The organism is Mycobacterium sp. MUNTM1 (assembly GCF_054660795.1).
Genome location: NZ_BAAGDE010000053.1, coordinates 1 through 21,262, shown reverse-complemented (window position 1 = coordinate 21,262; position 21,262 = coordinate 1). Strand labels below are relative to the sequence as shown.

23 protein-coding genes and 1 other RNA gene are annotated in these 21,262 nt (G+C 69.7%); 15 read left to right on the top strand and 9 right to left on the bottom strand.

The window, feature by feature from the left end:
* Nucleotides 1-15: 15 nt before the first annotated feature.
* On the top strand, nucleotides 16-864 hold the full coding sequence (gene panB, locus ACYQ8K_RS24000; protein WP_459972957.1) for a 3-methyl-2-oxobutanoate hydroxymethyltransferase: 849 nt from the start codon (nucleotides 16-18) through the stop codon (nucleotides 862-864).
* 212 nt (nucleotides 865-1,076) lie between these two features.
* The gene (locus ACYQ8K_RS23995) at nucleotides 1,077-2,273 is read left to right on the top strand and encodes a glycoside hydrolase 5 family protein (RefSeq protein ID WP_459972924.1); all 1,197 of its coding nucleotides are present in this window, start codon (nucleotides 1,077-1,079) and stop codon (nucleotides 2,271-2,273) included.
* 10 nt (nucleotides 2,274-2,283) lie between these two features.
* Here ACYQ8K_RS23995 and ACYQ8K_RS23990 read toward each other — a convergent pair whose 3' ends face one another.
* Nucleotides 2,284-2,664: a heme-binding protein gene (locus ACYQ8K_RS23990; RefSeq protein ID WP_459972922.1), complete on the bottom strand. Its 381-nt coding sequence runs from the start codon at nucleotides 2,662-2,664 to the stop codon at nucleotides 2,284-2,286.
* 185 nt (nucleotides 2,665-2,849) lie between these two features.
* On the opposite strand from ACYQ8K_RS23990, the gene ACYQ8K_RS23985 reads away from it, so the two are divergent.
* Nucleotides 2,850-3,095: a hypothetical protein gene (locus tag ACYQ8K_RS23985; RefSeq protein WP_459972921.1), complete on the top strand. Its 246-nt coding sequence runs from the start codon at nucleotides 2,850-2,852 to the stop codon at nucleotides 3,093-3,095.
* A gap of 144 nt (nucleotides 3,096-3,239) precedes the next feature.
* Nucleotides 3,240-4,772, top strand: coding sequence for a CYTH and CHAD domain-containing protein (locus ACYQ8K_RS23980; protein ID WP_459972919.1), 1,533 nt, complete (start codon nucleotides 3,240-3,242; stop codon nucleotides 4,770-4,772).
* A 4-nt stretch (nucleotides 4,773-4,776) separates the two neighbouring features.
* Here ACYQ8K_RS23980 and rnpB read toward each other — a convergent pair.
* An RNA gene (gene rnpB / locus ACYQ8K_RS23975) (RNase P RNA component class A) lies at nucleotides 4,777-5,178 on the bottom strand.
* 77 nt (nucleotides 5,179-5,255) lie between these two features.
* On the opposite strand from rnpB, the gene ACYQ8K_RS23970 reads away from it, so the two are divergent.
* The gene (locus tag ACYQ8K_RS23970) at nucleotides 5,256-5,966 is read left to right on the top strand and encodes a 2OG-Fe(II) oxygenase (RefSeq protein WP_459972918.1); all 711 of its coding nucleotides are present in this window, start codon (nucleotides 5,256-5,258) and stop codon (nucleotides 5,964-5,966) included.
* Between the two features lie 4 nt (nucleotides 5,967-5,970).
* Here ACYQ8K_RS23970 and ACYQ8K_RS23965 read toward each other — a convergent pair whose 3' ends face one another.
* Nucleotides 5,971-6,603 carry a class I SAM-dependent methyltransferase gene (locus tag ACYQ8K_RS23965; protein WP_459972916.1) on the bottom strand — a complete coding sequence of 211 codons (633 nt, stop codon included), beginning with the start codon at nucleotides 6,601-6,603 and terminating at the stop codon, nucleotides 5,971-5,973.
* A gap of 46 nt (nucleotides 6,604-6,649) precedes the next feature.
* Between ACYQ8K_RS23965 and ACYQ8K_RS23960 the strand changes: the two genes are divergently transcribed.
* The 4 genes from ACYQ8K_RS23960 to ACYQ8K_RS23945 are packed head-to-tail and all read left to right on the top strand — an operon-like array spanning nucleotide 6,650 to nucleotide 10,699.
* Nucleotides 6,650-7,225, top strand: coding sequence for a helix-turn-helix domain-containing protein (locus ACYQ8K_RS23960; RefSeq protein WP_459972914.1), 576 nt, complete (start codon nucleotides 6,650-6,652; stop codon nucleotides 7,223-7,225).
* A gap of 49 nt (nucleotides 7,226-7,274) precedes the next feature.
* Nucleotides 7,275-8,453 carry a cytochrome P450 gene (locus ACYQ8K_RS23955; protein WP_459972912.1) on the top strand — a complete coding sequence of 393 codons (1,179 nt, stop codon included), beginning with the start codon at nucleotides 7,275-7,277 and terminating at the stop codon, nucleotides 8,451-8,453.
* 46 nt (nucleotides 8,454-8,499) lie between these two features.
* On the top strand, nucleotides 8,500-8,694 hold the full coding sequence (locus ACYQ8K_RS23950) for a ferredoxin (RefSeq protein WP_459972910.1): 195 nt from the start codon (nucleotides 8,500-8,502) through the stop codon (nucleotides 8,692-8,694).
* 52 nt (nucleotides 8,695-8,746) lie between these two features.
* Nucleotides 8,747-10,699, top strand: coding sequence for an aconitate hydratase (locus ACYQ8K_RS23945; protein ID WP_459972909.1), 1,953 nt, complete (start codon nucleotides 8,747-8,749; stop codon nucleotides 10,697-10,699).
* A 3-nt stretch (nucleotides 10,700-10,702) separates the two neighbouring features.
* On the opposite strand, the gene ACYQ8K_RS23940 is transcribed toward ACYQ8K_RS23945, so the two are convergent.
* From ACYQ8K_RS23940 to cobC, 4 genes are read right to left on the bottom strand one after another with little or no spacing between them, the layout of a single operon-like run.
* Nucleotides 10,703-11,818 carry a bifunctional RNase H/acid phosphatase gene (locus ACYQ8K_RS23940; RefSeq protein ID WP_459972907.1) on the bottom strand — a complete coding sequence of 372 codons (1,116 nt, stop codon included), beginning with the start codon at nucleotides 11,816-11,818 and terminating at the stop codon, nucleotides 10,703-10,705.
* A complete protein-coding gene (locus ACYQ8K_RS23935) occupies nucleotides 11,815-12,552 on the bottom strand; it encodes a zinc ribbon domain-containing protein (protein WP_459972905.1) in 738 nt (245 codons plus the stop codon). The genes ACYQ8K_RS23940 and ACYQ8K_RS23935 overlap by 4 nt, the downstream gene beginning before the upstream one ends.
* Nucleotides 12,549-13,697 (bottom strand): Nif3-like dinuclear metal center hexameric protein, encoded by a 1,149-nt coding sequence (locus ACYQ8K_RS23930; protein ID WP_459972903.1) that lies wholly within the window; start codon nucleotides 13,695-13,697, stop codon nucleotides 12,549-12,551. The genes ACYQ8K_RS23935 and ACYQ8K_RS23930 overlap by 4 nt, the downstream gene beginning before the upstream one ends.
* Complete coding sequence (cobC, locus tag ACYQ8K_RS23925; protein WP_459972901.1) at nucleotides 13,694-14,725, bottom strand: Rv2231c family pyridoxal phosphate-dependent protein CobC; 1,032 nt, start codon at nucleotides 14,723-14,725, stop codon at nucleotides 13,694-13,696. The genes ACYQ8K_RS23930 and cobC overlap by 4 nt, the downstream gene beginning before the upstream one ends.
* Nucleotides 14,726-14,806: 81 nt before the next feature.
* On the opposite strand from cobC, the gene ACYQ8K_RS23920 reads away from it, so the two are divergent.
* From ACYQ8K_RS23920 to ACYQ8K_RS23910, 3 genes are read left to right on the top strand one after another with little or no spacing between them, the layout of a single operon-like run.
* A complete protein-coding gene (locus ACYQ8K_RS23920) occupies nucleotides 14,807-15,520 on the top strand; it encodes an HAD-IA family hydrolase (RefSeq protein WP_459972899.1) in 714 nt (237 codons plus the stop codon).
* Nucleotides 15,513-16,019 (top strand): low molecular weight protein-tyrosine-phosphatase, encoded by a 507-nt coding sequence (locus ACYQ8K_RS23915; RefSeq protein WP_459972897.1) that lies wholly within the window; start codon nucleotides 15,513-15,515, stop codon nucleotides 16,017-16,019. The genes ACYQ8K_RS23920 and ACYQ8K_RS23915 overlap by 8 nt, the downstream gene beginning before the upstream one ends.
* Nucleotides 16,019-16,861 carry an SURF1 family cytochrome oxidase biogenesis protein gene (locus tag ACYQ8K_RS23910; protein ID WP_459972895.1) on the top strand — a complete coding sequence of 281 codons (843 nt, stop codon included), beginning with the start codon at nucleotides 16,019-16,021 and terminating at the stop codon, nucleotides 16,859-16,861. Before ACYQ8K_RS23915 ends, ACYQ8K_RS23910 begins: the two co-directional genes overlap by 1 nt.
* Here the strand turns inward: ACYQ8K_RS23910 and ACYQ8K_RS23905 are convergent.
* Nucleotides 16,843-17,799 (bottom strand): cobalamin biosynthesis protein, encoded by a 957-nt coding sequence (locus tag ACYQ8K_RS23905; RefSeq protein WP_459972894.1) that lies wholly within the window; start codon nucleotides 17,797-17,799, stop codon nucleotides 16,843-16,845. The genes ACYQ8K_RS23910 and ACYQ8K_RS23905 overlap by 19 nt on opposite strands.
* A 146-nt stretch (nucleotides 17,800-17,945) precedes the next feature.
* Between ACYQ8K_RS23905 and ACYQ8K_RS23900 the strand changes: the two genes are divergently transcribed.
* The 3 genes from ACYQ8K_RS23900 to ACYQ8K_RS23890 are packed head-to-tail and all read left to right on the top strand — an operon-like array spanning nucleotide 17,946 to nucleotide 19,948.
* The gene (locus tag ACYQ8K_RS23900; protein ID WP_459972892.1) at nucleotides 17,946-18,761 is read left to right on the top strand and encodes an oxygenase MpaB family protein; all 816 of its coding nucleotides are present in this window, start codon (nucleotides 17,946-17,948) and stop codon (nucleotides 18,759-18,761) included.
* Entirely contained in the window at nucleotides 18,762-19,541 is a 780-nt protein-coding gene (locus ACYQ8K_RS23895; protein ID WP_459972890.1) for an SDR family NAD(P)-dependent oxidoreductase, read from the top strand. It begins immediately after the preceding gene.
* A gap of 11 nt (nucleotides 19,542-19,552) precedes the next feature.
* Nucleotides 19,553-19,948, top strand: a complete 396-nt coding sequence (locus tag ACYQ8K_RS23890; RefSeq protein ID WP_459972888.1) for a VOC family protein — start codon at nucleotides 19,553-19,555, stop codon at nucleotides 19,946-19,948.
* Nucleotides 19,949-19,952: 4 nt separating this feature from the next.
* Here the strand turns inward: ACYQ8K_RS23890 and ACYQ8K_RS23885 are convergent, their stop codons facing one another.
* The gene (locus ACYQ8K_RS23885) at nucleotides 19,953-21,071 is read right to left on the bottom strand and encodes an epoxide hydrolase family protein (protein ID WP_459972886.1); all 1,119 of its coding nucleotides are present in this window, start codon (nucleotides 21,069-21,071) and stop codon (nucleotides 19,953-19,955) included.
* Between the last annotated feature and the right edge of the window lie 191 nt (nucleotides 21,072-21,262).

Genomic DNA, 21,262 nt, shown 5'->3' with positions numbered 1-21,262 from the left:
CCATTAGGGACAATGATGTCTGAGCACAACGTTTACGGTGCCAACTCGCCTGCGCAGCCCGAAAAGCCGCGGACCAGGATTCGCACCCACCACCTGCAGAAGATGAAGGCCGAAGGCCACAAGTGGGCGATGCTCACCGCCTACGACTATTCGACCGCGCGCATTTTCGACGAGGCCGACATCCCGGTGCTGCTGGTCGGCGACTCGGCGGCCAACGTGGTGTACGGCTACGACACCACGGTGCCCGTCTCGATCGACGAATTGATTCCGTTGGTGCGCGGTGTGGTGCGGGGCGCCCCGCACGCGCTGGTCGTCGCGGACCTGCCGTTCGGCAGCTACGAGGCCGGGCCGGCCGCAGCGCTGGCCGCCGCCACCCGGTTCATGAAGGAGGGCGGGGCGCACGCGGTCAAGCTCGAGGGCGGTGAGCGGGTGGCCGAGCAGATCGCCTGCCTGACCGCCGCCGGCATCCCGGTGATGGCGCACATCGGGTTCACCCCGCAGAGCGTGAACGGACTGGGCGGCTTCCGGGTGCAGGGCCGCGGCGACGCGGCCGAGCAGACGGTGCACGACGCGATCGCCGTCGCCGAGGCCGGCGCGTTCGCCGTCGTCATGGAGATGGTGCCGGCCGAACTGGCCACCCAGATCACCGGCAAGCTGACCATCCCGACCGTCGGCATCGGCGCCGGGCCCAACTGCGACGGCCAGGTCCTGGTTTGGCAGGACATGGCCGGCATGAGCAGCGGCAAGGCCGCCCGCTTCGTCAAGCGGTTCGCGGACATCGGCGGGGAATTGCGCCGGGCCGCAACGCAATATGCGCACGAGGTGGCCGGCGGGGTCTTTCCCGCCGACGAACACTGCTTCTGATCCGCCCGCCGCGGGCCCGCCTCGGCCGGTGGCGATGTGTTGCGCGGTCGCGCCGTCGGCCTGAAGTACGCGCCTGGTCCACGCGTTATTCCCGTCACCATGAAACCGCTGAAAAGCGTTGCGGTACAGGGATGTACGATGGCTCGTGGAGACAATCTGAACTCTGACGAGCAGGGGTGGACCACATCGACCGGGGGAATCGCGGTGCCTTCGTGCACCGTCGAACCGTGCTGACGCTGCCGCTGCTGGTAGCGGGAGGCATGGCTGTGGCCCAGACATCACGCGCGTCGGCGCAACCACCGCCCAACACTTCGCCGCAGGCGAGCCGGTGGTCGCCCGAACGGGCCAACCGCTGGTATGAGGCGCAGGGCTGGCTGGTGGGCGCGAACTACATCACGTCCAACGCCATCAATCAGCTGGAGATGTTCCAACGCGAAACATTCGATCCCCGGCGCATCGATACCGAGCTGGGCTGGGCGCGGACCAACGGTTTCAACGCGATACGGGTCTTCCTGCACGATCAGCTTTGGGCGCAGGACTACCGCGGGTTCCAGGGCCGGCTCGCCCAGTTCGTCGACATCGCCGCCCGGCACGGCATCAAACCGCTGTTCGTCCTGTTCGATTCGTGCTGGGACCCGTTCCCCCAGGCCGGTCCGCAGCGCGCGCCGCGCCCGGGCATCCACAACTCCGGTTGGGTGCAGAGTCCGGGGGCGGCGCGCCTCGACGATCACGGCTACCTGCACACCATGCGCGGCTACGTCACCGGGGTGCTGACACAGTTCCGCAGTGACGACCGCATCCTGGGCTGGGACCTGTGGAACGAGCCGGACAACCCGGCCGACGCCTACGCCGCGGTGGAGCGCAAAGACAAGGTGGACCTGGTCGCCCGGCTGTTGCCCCAGGTGTTCGAGTGGGCGCGGCTGGTCGATCCGCGCCAGCCGCTGACCAGCGGCGTCTGGCACGGCGAGTGGGCCGACCCGGGACGCCGCAGCGTGATCAGCGGCATCCAGCTGGACAACTCCGACGTCATCACCTTCCACTCCTATGCCGGCCCGGAGGAGTTCGAGAGACGCATCGGCGAGCTCGTCCCGCTGGGCCGCCCGATCCTGTGCACCGAGTACATGGCCCGGCCGCTGGGCAGCACGGTGCAGTCCATCCTGCCGATCGCGAAGCGGGCCAACGTCGGCGCCTTCAACTGGGGTTTGGTCACCGGGAAGACGCAGACCTTCTTCCCCTGGGATTCCTGGGACCAGCCGAACCCGGACCCCGCGATGCCGCGGGAGTGGTTTCACGACCTGCTGGGCCCCGACGGCCGGCCCTTCCGCGACACCGAGATCCAGACGATCTTGGAGCTGAGCGACCTGGCGATGCACCTGCAGTCGCCCCCGCCGCCGCCTCCGGCCGGCTGACGGCGATCGGTCAGCGGCACCGATTCTGGAAGTCGGTCAACGGCTGGCGAATGCCCTCGAGGTCGGCGTGGGTCTGCGGGTTGGCGTCCATGTACTGCTTCAACTGCGCGCGCATGTCGTCGCGCGGCTGACCCTTCAAGCTGGTGAAGTAGGCGTTGACGTCGGGATGGGTGAACAAATACGCCGACGTCGCCGCGGCCACGCCCGACGAGACCTGGGCAAGGTCGGCCGCCGTGCAATTCGGTTGCGACGAGGGCGCCGGTTCCGGGTCGTCCATCGGCCAGTCCGCGGCGGCCGAACCCGCCGTCGCGAAAAGCATTGCCACACCGACCGCGCCGGACGCCACTGCGCCGGTAACAACTCGGGGCGCCGGGCGAACAAAAGACACCATGGAAACGCTCCTTCGCCGTCGCATCCGCAATCGCGGCCGTTATCCGTATCGCAAACCTTAGGGCGTTTTCTCGGCGCGCATGCGTTAATCACCGGCAACGGAAACTGGAGCCATTCTTCGATCTCGGCCCGTCGGTCGGGCCGCGGCGGCAGAATGCGTTAGGGGTGGCAGGAAGGAGGCCGCAGATGATTCGGCGCCGCTGGTTTGCCGTAATTCTGGTGTTCTCGGGCTTGGCCGTAAACCCCGCAATCGTGGTTGCCGCGCATTCCGCCGACCGGGCGGAGGCTACCGTGTGTGTGGGCGCGGGCCGGCGCATCTCGGTCAGCGGGTGCACCAACATCGCCGACAACATCGAACGCTACGTCCCGCCGCCGGCCGCTTACGCGCCACTGCCCGAGGACGACGCGCCGCCTGCTCCCCCGCCGCCCTGAGCGCGGCCGCAACGGGCGCTTCACTCGCCGGCCGATCCGCGGCGGCCTCGTCGCTTCGGTGTGGCAGGCTATGGGTGCTCATTTCCCATCCAATCCGTTCACGGCCGCGGCGACGCGCCCAACGCGCCCTCAATGGAGCCGAAGATGCCTGCAAAAGCGCCCTCGCGTCATCTCGAGGTCGAGCGCAAGTTCGATGTAGTCGAATCCACCGTGTCGCCCTCGTTCGAGGGGATCGCCGCGGTCGCGCACGTCGAGAAGTCACCGGCGCAAACCCTCGATGCGACGTACTTCGACACGCCCATCCACGATTTGGCGCGCAACAAGATCACGCTGCGCCGCCGCACCGGTGGCTCCGACGCGGGATGGCACCTGAAGCTGCCGTCCGGTCCCGACGCCCGCACCGAGGTCCGCCTACCGCTGGACGCATCGGACGGAAACGACTCCGTGCCCAACGAGTTGACGGACGTGGTGCTGGCGATCGTCCGCGACCGCCCGCTGCAGCCCGTCGCGCGCATCACCACCCGGCGCGAGAGCCAGGTGCTGTACGACGCCGCGGGCACCGCTCTGGCCGAGTTCAGCAACGACCATGTCACCGCGTGGTCGACGCGGGGATCCGAGGACACCGACTCGCCGACCGAACAGGAATGGCGCGAATGGGAATTGGAGCTCCTCGAGGCGAGTGGGCTGTCCAACGGGACGGCCGGCGCCGAGCTGCTGAGCCGGTTGAGCAACCGGCTGCTGGACGCCGGGGCCGCGCCGGCGGGTCACGGCTCCAAGCTGGCGCGGGTGCTCGGCACGCCGCCCAACGGCGCCACGCCGCCCGAAGACCCGCTGCAGCGCGCGATCGCCGAGCAGGTCCGCGAGCTGGTGGTGTGGGATCGCGCGGTACGCGCCGACGCCTACGACTCCATCCACCAGATGCGGGTGACCACCCGCAAGCTGCGCAGCCTGCTGCGGGATTACCAGGAGTCGTTCGGGCTGCCCGAGGAGGGGTGGGTGCTGGACGAGCTGCGTGAGCTCGCCGGGATTCTGGGCGTGGCGCGCGACGCCGAGGTGCTCGCCGAGCGATACGAACGCGACTTGGACGGGCTCGCACCGGAATTGGTGCGCGGACCGGTGCGCGAACGCCTGGTCGGGGGGGCCCAGCGGCGCTACCAGACCGGGCTGCGCCGGTCGTTGATCGCGATGCGCTCGCAGCGGTACTTCCGCCTGCTGGACTCCCTCGACCTGATAGCGGCCGCGACGCCGGGCGTCGCCACGGCCGAGGAACAGGCGCCGGTGACCATCGAGGCCGCCTACAAGAAGGTGCGCAAGGCTCAGAAAGCCGCCGCCCAGGTCGACCGCGAGCACCCGGACGACCACCACCAACGCGACGAGGCGATCCATCGGATCCGCAAGCGCGCCAAGCGTCTTCGCTACACCGCCTCCGCTACCGGCGCCGCGAAGGTGTCCGAACAGGCCAAGGCGGTCCAGTCGCTGCTCGGTGACCACCAAGACAGCGTCGTCAGCCGCGAGCATCTGCGTCAGGAGGCCGAGATCGCCCACGCCGCCGGCGAGGACACCTTCACCTACGGGCTGCTGTATCAGCGGGAGGCCGACCTCGCCGACCGCTGCCGCGACGCACTCGACGACACCCTGCGCGAACTCGCCAGGGCCGTCCGCAAGGCGGGGCATTAGAAGGCGGACGAGTTGGCCTGTAAGCCGGATTCTGTTCCCCGCCGCCGCGCATAAGCAACGGCGGCGCGGCGGCGACCATCCATCTGGACACACCGTCACCGGGTGCCTCGAGCGGCCTACCCGCAGGCTCGGGCGAGCAGCCCTCGAACGCCTGCGCGGCCACACCATAGGTGCGGCCTTCTTGGCCTTGCTTCGGGTGGGGTTTGCCTAGCCACCCCGGTCACCCGGGATGCTGGTGCGCTCTTACCGCACCGTTTCACCCTTACCACCGCGAGGGTGGCGGTCTGTTTTCTGTGGCACTTTCCCGCGAGTCACCTCGGATTGCCGTTAGCAATCACCCTGCTCTGTGAAGTCCGGACTTTCCTCGAACCGCCTTGCGGCGGTCCGCGGCCGCCCGGCCAACTCGTCCGCGACGATCCACGGTACTACCTGCGGCATTCCGGTGCCAGCAACGATTGCTCGCGCGGCTCTATCGTGGACCTGATGGACCGATGGCAAACGCGTGTCGACTCCGGCGATTGGGACGCCATCGCCGCCGCGGTCGGCGAGTACGGTGGTGCGCTGCTGCCGCGGCTGATCACGCCGGGTGAAGCGGCCCGGCTGCGCAGGCTCTGCGCCGACGACGGCCTGTTCCGGTCGACCATCGACATGGCGCCCAAACGCTATGGCGCCGGGCAATACCGCTATTTCCATGCGCCCTATCCCGAACCGATCGAAGAGCTCAAGCAGGCCCTCTATCCCCGGCTGCTGCCGATAGCGCGCGATTGGTGGGGCAAGCTCCGCCGCGACGCACCCTGGCCGGACCGCCTCGACGATTGGCTGGCGGCCTGTCATGCCGCCGGTCAGAGCAGGTCGACCGCCCTGATGCTGAAATACGGTGCGGGCGACTGGAACGCGTTGCACCGGGATCTGTACGGTGACTTGGTTTTCCCGCTCCAGGTCGTCATCAACCTGAGCAACCCCGGGTCCGACTACACCGGCGGCGAATTCCTGCTCGTCGAACAACGGCTGCGGGCCCAATCACGGGGCATGGCAACGCAACTGCCGCAGGGACACGGGTATGTCTTCACCACCCGGGAGCGACCGGTGCCCTCGGCCCGCGGGTGGGCCGCGGCGCCCGTGCGCCACGGTGTCTCGGTCGTTCGTTCCGGTGAGCGCTACGCGATGGGGTTGATCTTTCACGACGCGGCATAGGGGGCTATCCCGCTCGCCGCAACACCATGATGTTGTCGGCCATCGTTCCGACTTCGCCGTTCGGGCTTACCATTTCGCGCTCGACGGCCTCGGTCCTCACCCGCGTCCACCGCGGCGCCTTTAGGCGCAGCGAGTCGAGGACCTCGTCGATGCCGGCGAAGTGGTGATCGTGATGATCCGCCCAGGGCGGGGGTGCCCCGTGGTCGACGATCACCAGCACCCCACCGCGATCCACCCGCTCGGCCGCCCGCTGCAGCACCCCGTCGCGTTCCAGCCGCGCCGGGGAGTGCAGATACTGCGCGGACACCAGGTCGAAGGACCCGTCGGGGAAGCTCTCGTTGAGGTCGTGGCGCTGAAAATCGATGTGTGCGAGCATGTTCCGTGCCGATGCGGCCTCGGTGGCGCGCTGCAGCGCGGTGGCCGAGATGTCGACGGCCACCACCCGCCAGCCGCGCTCGGCCAGCCACAACGCGTCGGCGCCCTCCCCGCAGCCCAGGTCGAGCGCGCGGCCGGCCGGCAGGCCGGCGGCCACCTCGGCCAGGCGGGGATTGACCCGTCCGCTCCACGCTCGCTCCACCGAGCGGTAGCGCTCCTCCCAGAAGCGCTGGGCATCATCGGGTTTGCATGAATTGTCCACACCGCGAGCTTGCCTACCCGGTACAGTTTTGCCAAGCTGAATTGCTATGCCGGCAAATACCGCCCCGGACATCGACCTCCTGGTGCGCCGGCGGCTGCGCGAACTGCGGGTGCAGCGCGGCCTGACGCTGCAGGACGTCGGCGAGCGCGCCGGCATCGACGTCTCGACGCTCAGCCGCCTCGAGTCCGGGAAACGCCGGCTGGCACTGGATCACCTGCCGAGGCTGGCTCGGGCCCTGTCGGTCAGCACCGACGAGCTGCTGCAGGCGCCGCCCACCCCCGACCCTCGGGTGCGCGGGACCGCGCACACCCACCACGGCGTCACCTATTGGCCGCTGACCCGCCAGGGTCCCGCCGGGGGCCTGTACGCTTTCAAGGTCCGGGTCAGCGCGCGTCGCCGCACCCCGCCCGACGAGCTGCCGGTGCACGAGGGCCAGGACTGGATGTATGTGCTTTCCGGCCGGATGCGGCTCATCCTGGGCGACCGGGACTTCACCATCGACCCCGGCCAGGCCGTCGAGTTCTCGACGTGGACGCCGCACTGGTTCGGCGTGGTGGACGGGCCGGTGGAGGCCATCGTGATCTTCGGGGCGCACGGCGAGCGGCTTCACCTGCATAGTTGACCAGCGGTAGACCATTGCCCAACAGGCACGTCGGTGCCAGGCTGACCGCATGACAGAAGCCGAAAGTTTCGTCGACCAAACGGTCACGGGGCTCGCGGAGCCACAACCGATGTACAAGGCGCTGCGGGAAACCGCCCCCGTGTTCCGGTCGCCGCGGGCGGTCGTTCTCAGCCGCCTGGCCGACATCGAATTGGCGCTCAAACACACCGAACTGTTCTCGTCGAACATGGATGCGGTCGACCTGGGTAACGTGCGGCCGCTGATCCCGCTGCAGATCGACCCGCCCGAGCACGCCAAGTACCGGCGGATCCTCGATCCGCTGTTCACTCCGCGGGAGATGGCCCGGCGCGAGCCACGCGTCACCGAGCTGGTCAACGAGATGATCGACCGCTTCGCCGGCCGGGGCGAGTGCGACTTCCACACCGAGTTCGCGGTGCCGCTGCCCTGCACCGTCTTTCTGCAGCTGCTCGGCCTGCCGCTGAACGACCTCGACCAATTCCTGGTGTGGAAGGACGGCGTCATCCGCCCCGCGGGCGACTCGGGCTACGACCGCCGCCACGAGAGCTCCGCCGGCGTGGCCCAACAGATCTACGAGTACTTCGACCGCGCGATCGACGACCACATCGCCAGCCCGCGCGACGACGTGCTGTCCGCGATGATCGCGGCGAACTTCAAAGACGAGGCCGGCCAACCACTGTCGCGCGAGGAGCTGCTCGACATCTGCTTCCTGTTCCTCATCGCCGGGCTGGACACGGTCACCGACTCGCTCGACTGTTTCTTCGTCTACCTGGCGCGTCACCCCGATCACCGCCATCAACTCGTCGAGCAGCCTGACGTCCTGCCGAGCGCCGTCGAGGAGTTGTTGCGTTGGGAGACACCGGTTCCCGGCGTTGCCCGGGTGGCCGTCCAGGACGTCGAGGTGGGCGGGTGTCCGATCAGCAAGGGCGAGCGGGTCAGCCCGTTGCTGGGGGCGGCCAACACCGACCCGGCCGAATTCCCCGACCCGGAGCTGGTGGACTTCACCCGCAACCCCAACCGGCACCGGGCTTTCGGCGGCGGGCCGCACCGCTGCCTCGGCTCACATCTGGCCCGCATGGAACTCCGGGTGGCGCTGCGTGAATTCCACCGTCGCATACCGGATTACCAGATCAAGCCCGGCACCGAGCTGACCTACACCGCCGCGCTGCGCTCGGTGGAGTCGCTGCCGCTGGTCTTTCCGGTGTCATGAGCCGCGTCGATGACGATGCAGAGCGAAGCGATGAGGAGCGGCGCAAATGACTAACGTCGGCGTGGACCCCGACCGGTGCAGCGGCCACGGGCGCTGCTACACCCTGGCCCCCGACGTCTTCGACGCCGACGATGCCGGATACTGCCTGGTGCTCGTCGACGAGGTGTCCGGCGAGCTGGAATCACAGGCCGTCACGGCCGAACGGAACTGTCCGGAAAGCGCCATCACGCTGTCGCGCTGAACACCGGCCATCGAAGCGCGCTAGAACACGCCGTACCGGGGTAACCCGAGGTATGGCCATGAACGTCGCTCACAAGCTGATCAGCTCGCATCTGGAGTCCGGGGAGATGTCCCCGGGAGAAGAGATCGCGATCCGCATCGATCAGACGCTGACCCAGGATGCGACCGGCACGCTGGTGATGCAGGAACTCGAGGCGCTCGGGCTCGATCGCGCCCGCACCGAGGTGAGCGTGCAGTACGTCGACCACAACCTGTTGCAGGGCGACGAGAAGAACGCCGAGGATCACGAGTACCTGCGCACCGCGGCGCAGCGCTTCGGGCTGTGGTTCTCCAAACCGGGCAACGGCGTCTCGCACCCAACTCACATGCAGCGCTTCGGCATCCCCGGCAAGACGATGGTGGGCTCCGACTCCCACACTCCGGCGGCGGGATCGCTGGGCATGCTCGCGATCGGCGTCGGCGGGCTCGAGGTGGCGCTCGCGATCACGGGGCGGCCACTGCACATTCGCATGCCCGAGGTGTGGGGCGTGCGACTCGACGGTGAGCTGCCCCCGTGGTGTTCGGCCAAAGACGTGATCCTGGAGATGTTGCGGCGCCACGACGTCAAGGGCGGGGTGAACCGGATCATCGAGTACCACGGCCCCGGCGTGCGGACGCTGACCGCGATGGACCGCCACGTCATCGCCAACATGGGGGCCGAACTCGGCGCCACCACGACGGTGTTTCCCAGCGACGAAGCCGTGCGCGAATTCCTGCGCGCCGAGGAGCGCGAGGACGACTGGATGGAGTTGCTGGCCGATGACGACGCGGCGTATGACGTCGAGGAGACCATCGACCTGTCGCAGATCGAGCCGTTGATCGCCAAGCCGTCGTCGCCGGGCAACGTGGTGCCCGTTCGCGAGGTGGCCGGCGAGGAGATCGCTCAGACCGTGATCGGGTCCAGCGCCAATCCCGGGCTGCGGGATTTCGCGATCGCGGCCGCGATGGTGGCGGGACGCCAGACGGCCCCGCAGGTCAGCTTCGACATCAATCCGACGTCGCGCGAGATCCTGGCCGACCTGACCAAGATGGGCGCCACGCTGGATCTGGTGGTGGCCGGCGCGCGCATCCACCAGGCGGGCTGCATGGGGTGCATCGGCATGGGCCAGGCTCCCGCGGTCGGCCGCAACTCGCTGCGCACGATGCCGCGCAACTTCCCCGGCCGGTCCGGGACGAAGGAGGACGCGGTCTGGCTGTGCTCGCCCGAGACCGCTGCGGCGTCGGCGCTGACCGGAGTGATCACCGATCCGCGGGACTGGGCCAAAGAGGAGCGGATGGAGTATCCGAAACTGGATCTACCCGAGCGCAACTGCGTCAACACGGCGATGCTGGTCCCTCCGCTGGACGCGGAGGAGGCGCAACGCGTCGAACCGGTGAAGGGACCCAACATCTCCAGCCTGCCCGAGTTATCCCCGCTGCCAGACGAACTCGAGGCGCCGGTGCTGCTCAAGGTCGGCGACAACATCTCCACCGACGAAATCTCACCGGCCGGCGTGCAGGCTCTTCCGCTTCGGTCCAACATCCCCAAGCTCGCGATGTTCAGCTTCACCCGGGTCGACGACTCCTACCCCGAGCGGGCTCAACAGGCCGGCGACGGCGGGCACATCATTGTTGCCGGGGACAACTACGGCCAAGGCTCCTCGCGTGAGCACGCCGCGATCGCACCGCGCTACCTCGGGTTGCGGGTCGTCATCGCGAAGTCCTTCGCACGCATCCACTGGCAAAACCTGGCCAACTACGGGATTTTGGCGCTCGAGTTCGAGAATCCCGACGACTACGACTCGATCGACCAGGACGACACCCTGCGCATTCAGCACCTGCACGCGATCGACGATGAGGATGTCCTGCAGGTCGACAACGTCGGCAAGGAATCGTCATTCGCGGTCCGGCATCGACTCTCGCCGCGACAAGTCAAGGATGTGTTGGCCGGCGGCTTGATTCCCCGACTCAACCAAGAGCAGGAATGACGTTTACAGATACGCTGTCTGGTTGACCAAGCGCACCGAAGACGCTCCGTCGGAATAGAACTCGGCGATGCTCAGCGACGCCAGGTCGAGGTGCAGGCGGTACAGGACGCCGGGCCCGGCGTCCAGCGCCTCGCGCAGCAGCATCTTGATGGGTGTCACGTGCGACACCAACAGCACCGTGGTGCCCTGGTGTGCGGCGACGATCCGGTCACGAACCCTCGCCACCCGCTCGGCCACCACGTCGAAGCTCTCCCCGTCGGGCGGCGCGGCGCTGGTGTCGCGCAGCCAGCGGCCGTGCAGTTCGGGGTCGCGCTCGGCGGCCTCGCCGAACGTCAGCCCCTCCCAGGCCCCGAAGTCGGTCTCGATCAGGTCGTCGTCGACGGTGACGTCCAGGCCCAGTGCCTTGGCCGCGGCCGCCGCGGTGTCGTACGCCCGTTGCAACGGCGAGGCGAACACCGCTGAAATGCCGCCGCGCTGGGCCAGATAGCGCGCCGCCGCATCGGCCTGCCGCCGCCCCACCTCGGTGAGCGCCGGGTTGCCACGGCCCGAGTAGCGGCGGTGCACCGACAACTCGGTCTGGCCGTGACGCAGCAACAGCAGCCGGGTCGGGGTGCCGCGCGCGCCGGTCCAGCCGGGCGCCGACGGGGTGGGCTCGGGTTTGTCCGCCGGGGCGGATTGTTGTGCCGGCTCCGGCTTTTCGGTCACGTGGTTGACTTCGGCGGCGGCGTCCATCGCCTCGTTGGCCAGCCGATCGGCGTGGGTGTTGCGCTCTCGCGGGATCCACGAGTAGCTGATCCGCTCGAACCGTCGTGCCCGGTTTCGGGCTTCGGCGTGCAGTTCGATCAGGTCGGGGTGCTTGACCTTCCACCGTCCGGACATCTGCTCGACCAGCAGCTTGGAATCCAGGTACACCGCCGCCTCGGTGGCGCCCAGGTTCAGGGCATCGTCCAAACCGGCTATCAGGCCCCGGTATTCGGCAACGTTGTTGGTCGCGCGTCCGATGGCCTGCTTGGCCTCCGCCAGCACGGTCGTGCGGTCCTCGGTCCACACCACCGCGCCGTAGCCGGCCGGGCCGGGGTTGCCGCGCGATCCACCGTCGGCCTCGATGACGACTTTCACTGATCGAACCCCTTGACCCGCAACAGAATTGCGCCGCATTCCGGGCAGCGCACCACGTCGTCTTCGGCGGCCGCCGAGATGCGGGACAGCTCGCCGCGGTCGATCTCGAGCCGGCAGGCCCCACACCGGCGCCCCAGCAGCTGCCCGGCGCCGGCCCCTCCCCCGGCCCGCTGACGTTCGTAGAGGGCGGACAGCGCCGGATCGAGCGCGGCGCTCAGCGAGTCACGGCGCGAGGACTGCAGCTCGCGGGCCTGGCTGATCTCGGCGACCGCGGCGTCGAGCGCCTCACGCGCGGCGGTCATCTCGGCCTCCAGCGACGTGAGGGTCTGCTGCTCGCCGTCCAGCTGGGATTGCAGCTCCTCACGACGCTCCATCACCTCGAGCAGGGAGTCCTCCAGGCTGGTCTGCCGACGCTGCAGGGTCTCCAGCTCGTGCTGAAGGTCCGACAGCTGCTTGGCGTCGGTCGCGCCCGACTGCAGCAGCGCGCGGTCGCGGTCCTCGCGCTGGCGCACCGCATCGATCTCGGCCTCGAGCCGCGCCACCTGGGCGTCGATGTCCTCCAGCGCGATGCGCACCGTGGCCAACCGGTCACCGGCGGCCTCGAATTCCACCTGCAGCCGCTCGCAGGCCTCTTGCTCGGGCAGATGCGTGGCCCGGTGCGTGATGCGGGACAGCTCGGCATCCAATTTCGACAGTTCGAGCAGCGAACGCTGCTGTGCCACTTCGGCTTTCATGACCCGTCACCCCCGGACTCGTTGCCAACCCGCTCGACATTCCAAGGGTCGGTGCGTATCGAGCTCACCCGCACCGGGAGCTCCGCACCGAAACGCGACCGCAGCACGCCGGCGGCCTGTTCACACCAAGGGAATTCACTTGCCCAATGTGCCACATCGATCAGGGCCACATCGGAGGCACGGCGATGTTCGTCGGCCGGGTGGTGGCGCAGGTCGGCCGTGACGTAGGCCTGCACGCCGGCACCGGCCGCGGCGGCCAGCAGCGCATCCCCGGCGCCGCCACACACGGCGACCCGCGACACCGGCATGTCGGGGTCGCCCGCCGCCCGCACTCCCCAGGACGTGCGCGGCAACGCCGCGTTGACACGGGAGACGAAGTCGCGCAACGGTTCCGGGCGCTCCAGCGTCGCGATGCGGCCCAATCCGGCGCCGCTCGGCGGGGGCACCATCGCAAAGATGTCGAACGCCGGCTCCTCGTAGGGATGGGCGGCGCGCATCGCGGCCAGCACCGCAGCCCGGGAACGCGCGGGCGCGACGACCTCGAACCGGTCTTCGGCCACCCGCTCGACATTCCCGACGCTGCCCACCGCGGGCGAGGCGCCCGCGTGCGGCAGGAACTGCCCGATGCCGCTGACGGTCCAGCTGCAATGCGAATAGTCGCCGATATGCCCGGCCCCGGCCGCGAACACCGCCGCCCGCACCTCCTCGGCGTTCTCACCGGGGACGTAGACGATCCACTTGTCGATGTCGGGTCCGCCCGATGCCGGTTCGAGCGCGGCCTCGACGGTCAGTCCCAGCGCCTCGGCCAGCGCATCGGAGACGCCCGGGCGGGCCGAGTCGGCGTTGGTGTGCGCGGTGAACAGCGAGCGCCCGCCCCGGATCAACCGGTGCACCAGCGCACCCTTGGGGGTGCTGGCCGCCACGGTGTACACCCCGCGCAGCAGCAGGGGGTGATGGGCCAGCAGCAGGCTCGCCGGGGGCACCTCATCGACGACCGCCGGCGTCGCGTCGACGGCGATAGTCACCGACTCGAGCTCGTCGTCGGGGTCGCCGCACACCAGGCCCACCGAATCCCAGGATTCGGCGAGCCGCGGTGGGTAGGCCTCGTCGAGCACCGCGATGACGTCGGCCAGCTTCACGCTCACCGCCGCCTCGTTTCCGAAATCGCCTGCACCAGCTGCGGCCACTCGCGGCGCACCGCGGCCCGCAGATACCGCTCGTCCAGGCCAACGAAGGTATCACAACGGCGAAGGGCAATTCCCCTGTCCTGCAGGCTCTTTCGGAGGTGGGCCGCATCGGGCGTGCGGAACAGCACGAACGGAGCCCGGCCGTCGACCACCTCGGCGCCCACCGACGCCAGGCCGGTCACCATCTCGGCGCGCAGCCGGGCCAAGCGCGCCGCCCCGGCCGCCGCGTCGGCCACGGCCTGACGACCGCAGCAATCCGCGATGGCCGTCAGTTGCAGCGTCCCCACCGGCCAGTGCGCCCGCTGCGCGGTCAGCCGCGCCAGCACCTCCGGGGAACCCAGCGCGTAGCCCACCCGCAACCCGGCCAGCGCCCACGTCTTGGTCAGGCTGCGCAGCACCAGCACGTCGGGCAGCGCGTCACCGGCCAGCGATTGCGGCTCGCCGGGGATCGAGTCGGCGAACGCCTCGTCGACCACCAGGATCCGTCCCGGCCGGCGCAGCGCCAGGAGTTGGTCGCGGGTGTGCAGCACCGAGGTGGGATTGGTCGGGTTGCCCACCACGACAAGGTCGGCGTCGTCGGGGACGGCCGCACCGGCCAGGCCGAACGGCGGCTCCAGCACGACGTGGTGCACCGGCACCCCGGCCGCGGTCAGCGCGACGGCCGGCTCGGTGAACGCCGGCGCGATGATCGCCGCCCGCCGCGGACGCAGGTTGCTCAGCAGGGCGAACGCCTCGGCCACCCCGGCCAGCGGCAGCACCTCGTCGCGGGCCCGGCCGTGTCGCTCGGCGACCGCGTCCTGCGCCCGGTGCACGTCGAGGAGGCTCGGGTAGCGCGCCAGGTCGGGCAGCCGCTCGGCCAGCCGTCGCAGCAGCCACTCCGGTGGTTGGCCGTGCCGGACGTTGACGGCGAAATCCAGCATCCCGGGCGCGACGGCCTGATCGCCGTGGTAGCGCGCCGCAGGCGGGCTCAGGTTCAGACTCGCCATCCGTGAAACACTAGTGGGCCGTGCGGGCCGGGCGGAGCAACACCGTCACACCCGCGTATACCCATCGAGGACAATGGTGAGGTGACAGGCACAACGTCAGCCGACCGCCGGGCGCCCCGCGACGCCACCGCACCGGACGCGGCACAGCTGGTGATCTTCGATCTCGACGGCACGCTGACCGACTCCGCGGAGGGGATCGTCGCCAGCTTCCTGCACGCGCTCGAGCACATCGGCGCGCCGGTGCCGCCCGGTGACCTCGTCGCGCAGATCGTGGGCCCGCCGATGGACGACACCTTCCGGGCCATGGAGCTCGGCGACGACGCCGAGGAGGCGATCGCGGCCTTTCGCGCCGAGTACGGCGCCCGGGGCTGGGCGATGAACGCGCTCTTCGACGGGATCGAGGCGCTGCTGACCGACCTGCGCGCCGCCGGTGTCCGGCTGGCGGTGGCCACCTCCAAGCTCGAGACGACGGCGCGGCGCATCCTCGCCCACTTCGGGCTCGACCAGCACTTCGAGGTCATCGCCGGCGCCAGCCCGGATGGTTCGCGCAAGGCCAAGGTCGAGGTGCTGGCGCACGCCCTGGCGCAGCTGGAACCGCTGCCCGACCGGGTGCTGATGGTCGGTGACCGCAGCCACGACGTGCACGGCGCGGCCGCCCACGGCATCGACACCGTGGTGGTCGGCTGGGGCTACGGCGAGGCCGACTTTCCCGACCGCGCCGCCGAAAGCGCGGCCGAATCCGGCGTGACGCACGCCGCGACCATCGACGAGTTGCGGAGGGCGCTGGGTGTCTGAGGCCGCGACGAACGAACCGTTGCACGTCACGTTCGTGTGCACCGGCAACATCTGCCGTTCGGTGATGGCCGAGAAGATGTTCGCCGACCAGCTGCGCCGGCGCGGCCTGGCCGACGCGGTCCGGGTGAGCAGTGCCGGCACCGGCAACTGGCACGTCGGTGAGTGCGCCGACGAGCGGGCGGCCGGCGTGCTGCGCGCCCACGGCTACCCGACCGAGCACCGGGCCGCCCAGGTCGATGCCGAACACCTGGGCGCCGACCTGGTGGTGGCCCTCGACCGCAACCACGCCCGGATGCTGCGGCACCTGGGCGCCGATGAGGACCGCGTCCGGATGCTGCGGTCCTTCGATCCGCGTACCGGCGCGCACACCCCCGACGTCGACGACCCGTACTACGGCGACACCGGGGACTTCGAGCGCGTGTACACGGTCATCGAGGCCGCGCTGCCGGGCCTGCACGACTGGGTCGACGAGCGGCTCGCGCAGAACGGATCCGGTTGATGCGTCGCCTGCCCTTTCCGCTGCGCCCCGGCTGGATCGTGCTGGCCCTGGTGGTCGCCGCCTTCGCCTACCTGTGCTTCACGGTGCTCGCGCCCTGGCAGCTCGGCAAGCACAGCAGGACCTCGCAGGAGAACCGCCAGATCGAATCGTCGCTCAACACCGCACCCGTCCCGCTGAAAACGCTGCTGCCGCAGCAGAATTCGGCGGCTCCCGGCGCCCAGTGGCGCCAGGTCACCGCCACCGGGCACTACCTGCCCGACGTGCAGGTGCTGGCCCGGTTGCGGGTGATCGATTCGAAGCCGGCGTTCGAGGTGCTGGCGCCATTCGTCGTCGACGGCGGACCGACCGTCCTGGTCGACCGCGGCTACGTGCGGCCACTGGAGGGGTCCCATGTCCCGCCCATCCCCCGCCCCCCGACGCAGACGGTGACCATCACGGCGCGGCTGCGCAACTCCGAGAGCGCCGCGGTGAACAAGGATCCGTTCGTGGGAGACGGTGTGCAGCAGGTGTATTCGATCGACACCGAACAGGTGGCGGTGCTGACCAAGGTCCCGCTGGCCGGGTCCTATCTGCAACTGATCGATGGTCAGCCCGGCGGCCTCGGCGTGGTCGGGGTGCCGCAACTGGACGCCGGCCCGTTCCTGTCCTACGGCATCCAGTGGATCGCGTTCGGCATCCTCGCCCCGATCGGGTTGGGCTATTTCGCCTACTCGGAGATCCGCGCCCGCCGACAGGAGAAGCAGCACCGGCCGTCGCCCGAGGCGGCACCCACCCCCGAGGCGCCCGCAGCGCCGCAGTCCGTGGAGGCCAAACTCGCCGACCGCTACGGTCGCCGGCGGTAACCCGACAGGCACACCATCAGCGCCGCCGACACCGCGGCGCCGGCCTGCACCAGCGACGACAGCGCCACCGCGCGCCGCAGGTCGGTCACCGCCGGCGCCCGGCCGTCGCCGAGCGTGGGCCGGATCTGCAGCTCGTGGCGGTATTGCGTGGGCCCGCCCAGGCGCACGCCCAGCGCCCCGGCGAAGGCGGCCTCGACGACGCCGGCGTTGGGGCTGGGATGGCGCGCGGCATCGCGGCGCCAGGCCCGCGCCGCGCCCGACGGCGATCCGGCGACCAGGGGCGCCAGCAGCACAGTGAGCACCGCGGTCACCCGGGCGGCGACGTAGTTGGCGATGTCATCCAATCGCGCTGCGGCCCAACCGAATCGGAGGTAGCGCGGTGAGCGATAACCCACCATCGAGTCCAGCGTGTTGATGCCGCGATACACCAGCACCGCGGGCGCGCCGCCCGCCGCCGCCCACAGCAGCGGCGCCACCTGGGCGTCGGAGGTGTTCTCGGCGATCGATTCCAGTGCCGCGCGCGCCAGGCCCTGTTCGTCCAGCGACGCCGGGTCGCGCCCACACAGCGACGGCAGCAGCCCGCGCGCGGCGTCGACGTCGCCGCGCTCCAACAGCTCCGACATCTCCAGGCCGGTGCGCGCCAGCGAGGTTCCGCCCAGCGCGACCCAGGTGGCCGCGCCGGTCGCCGCGATCGACCACACCCGGCCGCGCCGTGCCGCAGCCCGTCGCGCCGCCAGGCCCAGCAGGCCCAGCGCCCCGATCAGCGCGCCGGCGTGGGCCGCCCCGGCGGTCCGGCTGTCGCGATAGGTCAGGTTCTCCAGCGCGGCCGCGGCCCGGCCGAACAGCGCGACCGGGTGACCCCGGCGCGGGTCGCCCAGCGCGCGGTCGGCCAGATAGCCGATCGCCACGCCCGCGACCCGGGTCCGCCTCGCAACCACCTCGGCAGCGTCTCACACCCTCGCACGCGCCTCGGCCAGGTGCTGATCCGCCCCATTCTCGGGCGGATATCTCGCCGAGATCATTGATCGTGCCGATCCGGCGATGGTCTACTCGAAGGCATGAGGCCCAGCAGTCGAGGTCCGCGGTGAAGCGGCCCGCGACCCGGATCGCCGACCTGCTGAACCCAGCGGCGACGTTGTTGCCCGCCGCGAACGTCATCATGCAGCTGTCGTTGCCCGGTGTCGGCTATGGCGTGCTGGAAAGCCCGGTGGACAGCGGCAACGTCTACAAGCATCCGTTCAAGCGCGCCCGCACCACCGGCACCTACCTGGCGGCCGCGACCGTCGGGACCGAGTACGACCGGGCGCTGATCTGCGCGGCCGTCGACGCCGCCCACCGGCAGGTCCGGTCCACGTCGTCGAGCCCGGTGTCCTACAACGCTTTCGACCCCAGGCTGCAACTGTGGGTCGCCGCGTGCCTGTACCGGTACTTCGTCGACCAGCACGAATTCCTGCATGGCCCGCTGGATGACGCGACGGCCGACGCGGTCTACCGAGACGCCAGCAAGCTGGGCACCACACTGCAAGTGCCCGAGCGGATGTGGCCGCCGGATCGGGCCGCGTTCGACGAGTACTGGAAACGCTCCCTCGACGAGCTGCGCATCGACCCTCCGGTGCGCGAGCACCTGCACGGCGTGGCGTCATTGGCCTTCCTGCCGTGGCCATTGCGGGTGCTGGCGGGGCAGTTCAACCTGTTCGCGACCACCGGGTTTTTGGCTCCCGAGTTCCGGGAGTTGATGCGGCTGGACTGGTCGGCAAGCCAGCAGCGCCGCTTCGACTGGTTGCTGACCGCGCTGCGGCTGGCCGACCGGCTGATCCCGCACCGAGCCTGGATCTTCGGTTACCGGCTCTATTTGTGGGACATGCGATCCCGCGCGCGGCAGGGCCGGCGGATCGTCTAGATGGCGCAGGATCGTCTGGCGGGCAAGGTCGCCATCATCACCGGTGCGGGTTCCGGTATCGGGTGGGCGGCGGCGCGCCGGTTCGCCGACGAGGGAGCCCGCGTCGTGTGCGCCGACGTCAGCGGGCAGGAGCGCGAGATCGCCGCCCGGCTCGGCGATGTCGCGTTGCCGGTGCACGTCGACGTCACCGACGCCGCCGATGTCCAGCGCATGGTCGCCACCGCCGTCGACCGCTTCGGCCGGCTGGATGTGCTGCTGAACAACGCGGGATTCGGTGGGCCGCACGCGGCCCTGGCCGACACCGACGAAGATATGTTCGACAAGATCGTGGCGATCAATCTCAAAGGCGTGTTCCTCGGCATGAAATACGCCATCCCCGCGATGCTCGAGGCGGGCGGCGGCGCCATCGTCAACACCGCGTCGGCGTCCGGGCTGGTCGGCTGGAAGGGGTTGTCCTGCTACGCCGCAGCCAAGGCCGCGGTGGTGCAGATGACGAAATCCGCCGCGCTGGATTACGCCAAGACGAACGTGCGCATCAACGCGATCTGCCCAGGCATGACCTACACCGGCCTGGCCGGGGCCAAGCCCGACGACGACGTGCCGCCCGGCGGTTACCTGCCGACGCCGATGGCGCGGTGGGGCGAACCCGCCGAATTAGCCGCCGCCGCATTGTTTCTCGCCAGCGACGAGGCATCCTTCGTCACCGGCGCCGCGCTGCCCGTGGACGGTGGGTATTCGGCGAGCGGCCCGATGGTCGGCAAACCGCGCAAAGCGGACTAGCGTGGCAAGGCATGACCTTTCCAGCGCTCAACCACGTCGCGGTCACGGTGCGTGACCTCGAAGTCAGCGGGCCGTGGTATCGCAACCTGCTCGGCGCGGACCCGATCCTCGACGAGCACACCGACGCCGGCTTTCACCACCAGGTGTGGATGCTCGACGGCGGCACCGTATTCGGCATTCATCAGCACGACCGGGCGGCGCCCGACGAACAGTTCAGCGAACACCGTGTCGGCCTCGACCACGTCGGCTTCGGCTGCGCCAGCCGCGGCGAGCTGGAGCGGTGGGTCACCCGGCTGGGCGAACTGGGCATCGAGCACGGCGGCATCGTCGATGCGCCGTACGGCTCGGGGCTGAGTTTCCGCGACCCCGACGGCATCGCGCTGGAGTTCTTCGCCCCGCCCGGGTGATCGCTCAGCGCACCGTCGCGAAGAACGCGCGCAGGTCCTCGACGAACAGTTCCGGTTGTTCGAACGCCGCGAAATGCCCGCCGCGCGGCATGTCCGTCCAGTGGGTGATGTTGTAGACCGGCTCGCACCAGCTGCGCGGCGCCTTGAGCAGCTCGCCTGGGAAAGCCGCGACGCCCGTGGGCAATTCGACGCGGTCCCCTCCGCCCCACACCGCAAAGCTCTCCCAGTACAGGCGAGCCGAGGACGCGGCGGTGTCGGTGACCCAATAGACCATCACGTTGTCGAGCAGCTCGTCGCGGCTGACCGCGTTCTCGGGGTGCCCATCGCAATCGGCCCAGTCCCAGAACTTTTCGACGATCCAGGCCAGCTGCCCCACGGGCGAATCGGCCAGGGCGTAGCCCAGTGTTTGCGGCCGGGTGGACTGTTGCTTGGAATAGCCGGTGCCCCACTTGCGGTGGTTGGCCAACCCGGCCAGCGCTCGTTGCTCCTCCTCGGTCGGGTTGGTCAGCGAGTCCTTGGTGGGCCGGCCGACCGGCATGTTCAGGTGGATGCCCACGCAGTGGCCGACATTGCGGCCGATCTGCGTCGTTACCGCGGCACCCCAGTCGCCGCCCTGGGCGCCGTAGCGGTCGTAGCCCAGGCGCAGCATGAGCGTTTCCCACGCCTCGGCGATTTTTTCCACGCCCCAGCCGGTGTGGGTGGGCTTGCCCGAGAAGCCGTAGCCGGGCAGCGACGGACACACGACGTGGAAGGCGTCCTCGGCGCGCCCCGACGCGGGGTTGGTCAACGGCTCAATCACCTTGTGGAACTCCACGATTGAGCCCGGCCAGCCGTGCGTGATGACCAGCGGGAAGGCGTCGGCATGCGGGGACCGCTGGTGTATGAAATGGATGTCCAGCCCGTCGATTTCGGTGGTGAACTGATCGAAGCGGTTGAGCGCGGCCTCCCGCGAACGCCAGTCGTAGCCGCTGGCCCAGTAGTGGGCCAGTTCGCGGGTGTAGGCCAGCGGCACGCCCTGGCTCCAGTCGTCCACGCATTCGGCGTCGGGCCAACGCGTGCTGGCCAGCCGCGATCGCAGATCGTCAAGAACGTCGTCGGGAACGTCGATGCGGAACGGTTTCACGCGTTCATAGTGCCCCCGAGTGCGATCGGCGCCGCACACGCCCCCTCTCGATTGCGTGCGCACAAACGGCCGCGGGGCCGCCCGAGCGCCGTCACTCTCGTCAGGGCGCGAGCCTGACAAAGCCCGGCGCCATGGGCGGCGCTGGTGGCTCGGGTGGAGGCGGCGGAGGCGCCGCGGGCGGTGCCGGTGGC

Coding starts and splice junctions, on each gene's coding strand:
- ACYQ8K_RS23985 (WP_459972921.1), top strand. CDS start 2,850: ATGATTCGGCGCCGCTGGTTTGCCGTAATTCTGGTGTTCTCGGGCTTG.
- ACYQ8K_RS23970 (WP_459972918.1), top strand. CDS start 5,256: ATGGACCGATGGCAAACGCGTGTCGACTCCGGCGATTGGGACGCCATC.
- ACYQ8K_RS23960 (WP_459972914.1), top strand. CDS start 6,650: ATGCCGGCAAATACCGCCCCGGACATCGACCTCCTGGTGCGCCGGCGG.
- ACYQ8K_RS23990 (WP_459972922.1), bottom strand. CDS start 2,664: ATGGTGTCTTTTGTTCGCCCGGCGCCCCGAGTTGTTACCGGCGCAGTG.
- panB (WP_459972957.1), top strand. CDS start 16: ATGTCTGAGCACAACGTTTACGGTGCCAACTCGCCTGCGCAGCCCGAA.
- ACYQ8K_RS23895 (WP_459972890.1), top strand. CDS start 18,762: ATGGCGCAGGATCGTCTGGCGGGCAAGGTCGCCATCATCACCGGTGCG.
- cobC (WP_459972901.1), bottom strand. CDS start 14,725: ATGGCGAGTCTGAACCTGAGCCCGCCTGCGGCGCGCTACCACGGCGAT.
- ACYQ8K_RS23935 (WP_459972905.1), bottom strand. CDS start 12,552: ATGAAAGCCGAAGTGGCACAGCAGCGTTCGCTGCTCGAACTGTCGAAA.
- ACYQ8K_RS23945 (WP_459972909.1), top strand. CDS start 8,747: ATGGCCATGAACGTCGCTCACAAGCTGATCAGCTCGCATCTGGAGTCC.
- ACYQ8K_RS23955 (WP_459972912.1), top strand. CDS start 7,275: ATGACAGAAGCCGAAAGTTTCGTCGACCAAACGGTCACGGGGCTCGCG.
- ACYQ8K_RS23950 (WP_459972910.1), top strand. CDS start 8,500: ATGACTAACGTCGGCGTGGACCCCGACCGGTGCAGCGGCCACGGGCGC.
- ACYQ8K_RS23890 (WP_459972888.1), top strand. CDS start 19,553: ATGACCTTTCCAGCGCTCAACCACGTCGCGGTCACGGTGCGTGACCTC.
- ACYQ8K_RS23910 (WP_459972895.1), top strand. CDS start 16,019: ATGCGTCGCCTGCCCTTTCCGCTGCGCCCCGGCTGGATCGTGCTGGCC.
- ACYQ8K_RS23980 (WP_459972919.1), top strand. CDS start 3,240: ATGCCTGCAAAAGCGCCCTCGCGTCATCTCGAGGTCGAGCGCAAGTTC.